The sequence below is a fragment of the Catellatospora chokoriensis genome (assembly GCF_011297315.1).
Taxonomy (GTDB): domain Bacteria; phylum Actinomycetota; class Actinomycetes; order Mycobacteriales; family Micromonosporaceae; genus Catellatospora; species Catellatospora citrea.
The window spans coordinates 58,405-65,520 of record NZ_JAAOTI010000042.1 but is presented as its reverse complement, the minus strand read 5'-3'; the positions used below and the strand labels follow the sequence as shown (position 1 = coordinate 65,520).

At 72.2% G+C, this 7,116-nt stretch carries 7 protein-coding genes; 2 read left to right on the top strand and 5 right to left on the bottom strand.

Features of this window, described 5'->3' with window-relative positions:
- Nucleotides 1-448: 448 nt before the first annotated feature.
- From HAV39_RS39080 to HAV39_RS39060, 5 genes are all read right to left on the bottom strand, one after another.
- Complete coding sequence (locus HAV39_RS39080) at nucleotides 449-1,537, bottom strand: PIN domain-containing protein (protein ID WP_191844145.1); 1,089 nt, start codon at nucleotides 1,535-1,537, stop codon at nucleotides 449-451.
- 175 nt (nucleotides 1,538-1,712) lie between these two features.
- Entirely contained in the window at nucleotides 1,713-3,026 is a 1,314-nt protein-coding gene (locus HAV39_RS39075) for an alpha/beta fold hydrolase (protein ID WP_191844144.1), read from the bottom strand.
- A 159-nt stretch (nucleotides 3,027-3,185) separates the two neighbouring features.
- Nucleotides 3,186-4,025 (bottom strand): alpha/beta hydrolase, encoded by an 840-nt coding sequence (locus HAV39_RS39070; protein ID WP_191844143.1) that lies wholly within the window; start codon nucleotides 4,023-4,025, stop codon nucleotides 3,186-3,188.
- Between the two features lie 107 nt (nucleotides 4,026-4,132).
- Nucleotides 4,133-4,606, bottom strand: a complete 474-nt coding sequence (locus tag HAV39_RS39065; protein ID WP_191844142.1) for a hypothetical protein — start codon at nucleotides 4,604-4,606, stop codon at nucleotides 4,133-4,135.
- On the bottom strand, nucleotides 4,603-5,130 hold the full coding sequence (locus HAV39_RS39060; protein WP_191844141.1) for a DUF1772 domain-containing protein: 528 nt from the start codon (nucleotides 5,128-5,130) through the stop codon (nucleotides 4,603-4,605). The genes HAV39_RS39065 and HAV39_RS39060 overlap by 4 nt, the downstream gene beginning before the upstream one ends.
- Nucleotides 5,131-5,312: 182 nt before the next feature.
- Here HAV39_RS39060 and HAV39_RS39055 point away from each other — a divergent pair, with 182 nt between their 5' ends.
- Both HAV39_RS39055 and HAV39_RS39050 read left to right on the top strand, forming a co-directional pair.
- On the top strand, nucleotides 5,313-6,455 hold the full coding sequence (locus HAV39_RS39055) for a sensor histidine kinase (RefSeq protein ID WP_191844140.1): 1,143 nt from the start codon (nucleotides 5,313-5,315) through the stop codon (nucleotides 6,453-6,455).
- Complete coding sequence (locus tag HAV39_RS39050; RefSeq protein WP_191844139.1) at nucleotides 6,452-7,114, top strand: response regulator transcription factor; 663 nt, start codon at nucleotides 6,452-6,454, stop codon at nucleotides 7,112-7,114. The genes HAV39_RS39055 and HAV39_RS39050 overlap by 4 nt, the downstream gene beginning before the upstream one ends.
- Nucleotides 7,115-7,116 lie beyond the last annotated feature (2 nt).

Here is a 7,116-nt window from a genome sequence, read left to right as displayed (position 1 = left end):
CAATAATTGGCACTTGGCTTAAATAGCACCCTGTTGAGTTCTCAAAGAACAAGCACACACCGAACACCACCCGAAACTCGGGAAGCACTACGGGGCTGTGTCGTTCACAGTACCGGACCGGTTCCGCAGCCCCCTAACCGGGGTCCGCACCACTCCGAGCGGCCAAACGATCCGGCCACCACCCAGGCTCTTCAGCCCCGGTGTTTTTGTCCGTTCCTCGCTGGCAGAGAGAACATTACGCGGCCCCTCCGGCGGGATGCAAATCGGGGTGGCTTGTCCCCGGTCACACCATCACCACCCGCAAATCCGCGAATGCGATTCACGCCGAAACGTGCGCCAGGGCACTCGCCTGACCTGCCAATACCTGTTTCAAAAGCGCGTGGTCGGCGTCAACGCGGCCGGTGAGCCGCACCGGATGGCTGACCACCTCCGGCTGACCGTCCGTCGCTCAGGACCGGGATGTGGCGGTGAGCAGGTAGTCGTCGGCTTCGGTGTCCCAGCGGAGGTCGACCGCCCCGGCGGTCGCCGCCGCCTTGCAGAACTGCAGGAAGCTCCGGTAGCCGAGCTTCTTCTCGCTGAAGTCGGGCTGCGCCCGGCGCAGCTGGTTCTTCAGGCCGGACAGCGCCACCGGGACGCTGTTGCGGCTCAGATCGGCCACGACGGAGCGCAGCAGCCCGAACTCCGCCTCCGGCCCGCCGTGCTCGGGCAGCGACACCTCAGGGTCGCCCTTGGCGGGACCCTCGCCCAGCTCGACGACGTTTCGTTCGGCCAGGTAGCGCAGCAGCTCCCCGAAGGTGCGGAACCCGTAGTCGCCCTCGTTGAACGTCGGGTCCTTGCGCAGCAGGGTGCGCTTGAGGGTGGAGGCCGTCACCACTCCGCCGGAACTGCCCTGCAGCCCGGCGACGGTCTGCGCGACGAGCACCGCGAGGGTGTCGACGTCGCGGGCGGACTCCTCCGCGGCGGGCGCCGGCTCCAGTTCCTGCTCGACCGGCTGCGGCGTCGGCTCCGGCGGCCGGGACTGCGCGGGCGGCCGGCCGCCCCGGGTGCGGGCGGGCCTGATCTCGACCCCTTCGAGCCGGTCGTAGTAGAGGAACTCGTCGCATGCCGGCGGCAGCAATGCCGAGGTCGACTGCTCGACGCCCACGCCGATGACGCGTTTGTTGAGCTCACGGAGCTTGTGGACCAGCGGGGTGAAGTCGCTGTCGCCGGTGCCGAACACGAACGTGGAGATGTAGTCGCGCTCGAAGGCGAGCTGGAGGGCGTCGACGGCCATCTTGATGTCGGCGGCGTTCTTGCGGGAGGCGCCCATGCGCTGCGGGATGTCGATCAGCTCCACGTGCGACCGGGTCAGCAGCCGCCGGTCCTCGTCGAAGTACGACCAGTCGGCGTAGGCGCGGCGGACTACCACCCGCCCGCGTTCGGCCAGCGCGTCGGCGATGGGCCGCAGGTCGAACGTCATGCCGCCGAGGTGATCACGGGCACCGATCGCCAGATTCTCGTAGTCAAGGAACAGGGCAATGCGATCCTCTTGATCCACGGGGATCAGCGTACGCCTCTCATCCGTACGGTTGGGTCACCGAACCCTTGCGCGGGTCGGCGAGGCAGCCGGGCGGCGTCCGTACACCGGCGGGGTCTTGCGCCGATGGGCGGGGGCGAGCCGCGCCGGCTGCCTGCGTCCGTGGAGGTGGCGGCGGGTCAGAGGTGGCGGCGGGTCAGAGGTCGAGGGCGTTGAGGGTGATGCGGTCGGTGTGCGAGGGCCAGTTCGGCACGGTGAACTGCTGGGTCCCCCCGGCGGCCCGGGACTGGATGGTCACCGAGACGGTGCCGGAGGCGTCGGCGGAGGCGGGGATGTAGACGTCGGCCGCGGTGATGAACACCTCGTCGAAGTCGGCGATGGCCGTGCTGAGGTCGGTGCGCTGGTCGACGAGCTGGTCGTGGGCGAACAGGCCGATGGCCCGCTTGTCCCGCGGCGCGGTGACGGCGTTGAGGACCTCGACACCGCCGATGGTGAGGTGGTCGCTGTTCGCACCCTGGTCGCCCCACCATTCCTTGTATCGGGTGAGCGAGATCGCGCTGTGCCGCGGGTCGACCGGCACCCGGCTGCTGATGCCCTCGCCGGGCCGGTTGGTGAGCAGGCGCAGTAGCCGGTCGGTGCGCTGGAACGGCTGGAAGTAGTGGTGCTGCGTGTGGCCCGCGCTGTGCACGATCGCGAATTCGTAGCGGGCCTGCGGCGCGACGGTCACCGGGCCGAACGCGCCGGTGGCGGTGACGGTGAACTGGGCGAAGGGCTGCGAGGTCCGGCGGCGGCCGGTGGCGGCGTCGATCTCGTACACGTCGACGCGTGCCCCGGTCGCGGCCGCGTTGGACGGGAACAGCACGGTCTTGCCGGTCAGCGTGATCGGGCCGGTCTCGGCGACGACCGCGGTGGTCGACGGGTCGGTGCCGGTGAAGAACCGGTGCATCTGCACGAAGCTCTGCGTCGAGGTCACCGTCTGGGTGTGGGACTGGTCGCTCTGGTACACGTTGGTGGCGCCCCAGATGCGCCGGCTGGTCGTGCCCTCGCCCCAGATGGCCAGGGTGGCCACACCGCCGGGGCGGCTCAGTGCGGTCGCTCCGTCGAGGTTGACGTAATGGGCCACCTTCGCCGCCCGTGACCGGGTGCGCAGGAAGCTGTGGCTCAGGAACGTGCCCAGCGAGTGGGCGACCAGGTCGACCTGGGCCGCCCCGGTCTGCGCGCGCAGCTGGTCGATCCGCTGCTCCAGCCGGTTCAGCACGGCGCTGCTGCTCTCCGCGGCGAACAAGTAGTCGTAGTCGACACCGTCGATGATCTCGACCGGGTAGCCGTTGCTCGCGAATCGCTTGGCCTGGGTCTCGAACTGGGCCGCGGAGCCGGCCGCGCCGTGCAGGAACACGATGGGTCGCCGCACGGCGGCGGCCTGAGCGGACGGCTCGGCCGCGAAGCCCGCGGCGGCCGGTGCCACGGTCAGCGCCACTGCGGCGGTGACGGTCAGCAGGATGGTGCGCATCGGATCCGTCCTCCATTCTCAAGCGTGGATATGGGGAGGTCCGATGCTATGGCGGCGGCGATACCGGCCGAGTCGGCAGAATCACCAGCTTTCCCTGATCCAGGCGACAGGCGGCACCGGCCGCGCAGCGTCCGGTGGGCTGCTCGGCCGGCGTCACGCCTAGATCAGGGACGCGAGCAGGTCCGCAGTCTCGGCCGGGCGCACCAGCACAGCGGCGTGACTGGCATCGAGCGACCGGACGTCGAACAGGTTGTCAGGCGTCAGCTTGTCGGCCTCGGCGATGAACCGGTCCTGCAGCGCGATCGGGATCGACCGGTCGGCGGTAAGCCGCACGTAGGTGCGCGGGATCCGGCCCCAGGTCTCGGCCTGTGCCCGCTCCTCGCCGGCGTCCAGGCTCTCGTCCGGCTCCAGGGTGTTGAGGAAGCCGTGGAACTCGTCGTCGGTGCCGTCGGCAAGCACGGCTTCCCGGAGCGTCGCGAGCAGCGCCGGGTCGGCGGTGCGCCAGTTGAGCCGCAGCGCGCCGATCTCGGCCGGGTTCGCGGCGAGCAGGCCGCCGACACCGGCCAGCGCCGAGGACGCGTTCTCGGGCGAGGCCTGGTAACCCGCGGGGGTGTCGTCGACGCAGCACCACGCCGAGATGTAGACCAGCCGGTCCACCAGGCAGGGGGCGGCGTTGCCGACGCCGGTCAGGGTGAGCCCGCCGCGGCTGTGCCCGACCAGCACGACCGGCCCGTGTTCGCGCACCCGCCGCACCGCGTCCAGGACGTGGGCCACGTTGTGCGCGGGCCCGATGCCGGCCATCGCGCTCGGCGCGGCCGCCAGGGCGGCGAGGTCCTGCGGCGCCTGGTACGCCGCCGGGAACGTCGCGCCGAACCCGTGCCCGGGCAGGTCGACGGCGAGCGACCGGTGCCCGCGGTAGGCCAGTTCCCGCTGCATGGGCGCCCAGGCGAAGGAGTTGCTGCCGGAGCCGTGTACGAAGACGAACGTCGTGTCTGCCATCCGGTCATGATCGCATCGCCGCGACCGCGTCCTGTCCAGACAGTAACCAAGATCATGATTGTCCGGGAGTCGTCCGCACCGGTCGACGACCCTCCCGCCGGCGTTCGTCACCCGCCCGGCGGGAGGGACGGGTCGGTGCGGTGGTCCGGCACGACGCGGCACAGCAGGACCGCGACCGCTCCGGTCAGGACGCCGACGAGAACGCCGGTGGCCAGGCTCGACACCACGGCGGCAGCACGCAGCAGCAACTCCTGCACGGCGGGGTCGAGATCGGCGAGATTGCCGCCCAGCGCCGGTGTCGCACCGCCGAGGGCCCGCGCCCACAGCAGCTGGTGCCCCGCGGCGAGGAACACCGCGTAGATCGCGCCGACGACCACGAGGGTCAGGAACGGGCGCGGCGGTCGCCGCCACAGCACCGCAGCGATCCAGCACACCGGCGGCACGAACACGAACAGGCTGTTGACGAAGGTCCCCTCCTGGATCAGGTCGAGGTCGTGCAGCACCACCCGCGGCGCGGCCAGCGCGGCCAGCCCGACCAGCACCGGCAGGCCGAACCCGAACCTGTCCCGCACCCGCGTCATCGCGCGGTCCCCGAAGCGCCCACAGCGCCCGGAGCGCTCGCGCGAGCCCAGCGCAGCAGCGCGGTGAACGCGAGTACGGCGGTCACCGCGCCCCCGGCGACGCGCACCCAGTGCCCGGCGACGAACTCCGCGGCGACCTGGCGCAGGTATTCGGGGGCGTGGGTGCCGACCGGGTCGACGAACATGATCTCGTTGCGCGGCCAGAAGAACACCGCCGAGAACACGAACTCGCAGGCGACGAACGTCGCGGCGGCTCCGGCGACCCACCACCGCAGCCGCCGGTCACGCCAGACGAGCACGGTGGAGGCCAGGCTGGTGACGATCACGGACATGCCCAGCGGTGGGAAGTAGTCGCTGGGACCTCCCGCGACGATGAATTCGCGGGCGCGCTCCAGCGAGGCCGGTGGGTCCACGAAGATGTTCGGGTACAGCATCACGGTCTCGGCGGCGACGCCGCCGAACGACAGCATCGACGTCCAGACCAGCACGATCAGCGCGATCCAGGTCAGCTTGGTGCGGGACATGTCGGTCTCCTGGGGGTCGGTCGCGCCGTCCCGGGCGCGGTCGTAGACGACGCTAGGTGGGCAGGCCCGGCCCGTCTGCCGCCGTCAGGCCCGTCCCGGATCGCTTCCGGGCGTACGCGGCAGCGGGAAGGTGTCGCCTGGCGGCGACAGCGCGCCGACCCGCGGCGCTCTAGGCTCGGAAGGTGCCCGGCCGACGACCTTCCCGCCTCGACGTGCTGCTGGCTGTCGGCACGTTTGCCCTGGTCGCAGCAGCTGTGGCCAGCCACGGCGGACCGGCGGGCGCGGCGGCGGCGGGCTACGGCTTCGCGATCGTTTTCGGGGCCCTGGCGCTGTTCGCCTCCCGCCGGCCCGTGCCCGCGCTGCTGGCGGCGGCCACCTGCGTCGTCGCCTACTACATGCTCGACCTGACGCCGATCGGGCTGGCCGTGCCCACGGCCGCGGTGCTGTACGCGGCCGCGGAGCAGGGCAGGGTGCGGGCGGCTGCCGTGGTCGCCGGCACCCTGCTGGCCGCGTCCCTGGTCGCGCGGCTGGGCGAGGGCGACGCCGCCGAGATCGTGCTCGGCGTGGATCTCGGCGCCCAGGTCGCGCTGATGGTGGCGGTCATCGCCCTCGGCGACGCGGCGCGCAGCAGGCGGTCGCTTCGTGCCGAGCTTTCCCGGCAGGCGGCCGCCGCCGCCGAGGAGCAGCGCGCCGAGGCCGCCCGGCAGGTGGAGGCCGAACGGCTGCGGATCGCCCGCGAGGTGCACGACACGCTCGGCCATGCGGTGTCGGTGGTGACGCTGCAGTCGGCCGTGGCGCAGGAGGCGCTGGCCGACGACGCGCCCGAGGACGCGCTGGCGGCGTTGGCGGCGATCCGCGCCGCGAGCGGCGGCGCGATGGCCGAGTTGCGGGCGACGCTCGGCACGCTGCGCAGTTCGGGCCCTCGCGGACCGGTGCCGGGCCTGGACCGGCTGCCGGAGCTGCTGGCCGGGGTCGATCACGGCGGGCCGCCGGTCGAGCTGCACGTCAGCGGGCGGCTGGACACGGTGCCAGCGGTCGTGAGCACGACCGCGTACCGGGTCGTGCAGGAGGCGTTGACCAATGTGCTGCGGCACGCGCAGGCGACCCGGGTGGACGTGTCGGTCCGGGTGACCGAGGACCGGCTGTCACTGGACGTCGTCGACGACGGTCGTGGCGTCGCGCCGGACCGGGACGAGGGGGGCTACGGTCTGCGCGGGATGTCGGAGCGGATCGCCCTGCTCGGCGGGACGGTCGACGTCGGCCGGGCCGGCACCGGCGGGTTCCGGGTGCACGCCGACCTGCCGCTGCCCGGGAGCACCGGATGACGCCGCTGCGGGTCGTGCTGATCGACGACCAGCACCTCATCCGCACGGGCCTGCGAGCGGTGCTCGAACGCGCGCCCGACATCACCGTCGTCGGCGAGGCCGGCGACGGCGCCCGGGGCGTGGACGTGGTGCTCGCCGAACAGCCCGACGTGGTCCTCATGGACGTGCGCATGCCCGGCGTCGACGGGATCGAGGCCACTCGGCGCATCCTGGCCGACCGCCGCCTCACCCGGGTCCAGGTCGTCATGCTGACCACGTTCGACGACGACGAGTACCTTTTCGAGGCGATCCGCGCCGGGGCGGTGGGTTTCCTGCTCAAGGACACGGCCCCGGACGCGCTGCGCCATGCCGTACGCACGGTGGCCGGTGGTGACGCGCTGCTCTCGCCCGCCGTGACCAGGCGCGTGCTGGCCGCCGCGGCGCGCTCGCCCGTGCCGGACAGCGGCCGTCTGGCCGGCCTCACCGAACGCGAGCGCGACGTCCTGGCCCAGGTGGGCGCGGGCCGGTCCAACGCGGAGGTCGGCGCGGCACTGCACCTGAGCCCCGACACCGCCCGCACCTACGTCAGCCGCCTGCTCACCAAGCTGAACGCGCGCGACCGCGCCCAGCTCGTCGTGATCGCGTACGAGACCGGCCTGGTGCGCCCGGGCGAGCGCTGACG

Coding starts and splice junctions, on each gene's coding strand:
- HAV39_RS39065 (WP_191844142.1), bottom strand. CDS start 4,606: ATGACGCGGGTGCGGGACAGGTTCGGGTTCGGCCTGCCGGTGCTGGTC.
- HAV39_RS39050 (WP_191844139.1), top strand. CDS start 6,452: ATGACGCCGCTGCGGGTCGTGCTGATCGACGACCAGCACCTCATCCGC.
- HAV39_RS39060 (WP_191844141.1), bottom strand. CDS start 5,130: ATGTCCCGCACCAAGCTGACCTGGATCGCGCTGATCGTGCTGGTCTGG.
- HAV39_RS39070 (WP_191844143.1), bottom strand. CDS start 4,025: ATGGCAGACACGACGTTCGTCTTCGTACACGGCTCCGGCAGCAACTCC.
- HAV39_RS39075 (WP_191844144.1), bottom strand. CDS start 3,026: ATGCGCACCATCCTGCTGACCGTCACCGCCGCAGTGGCGCTGACCGTG.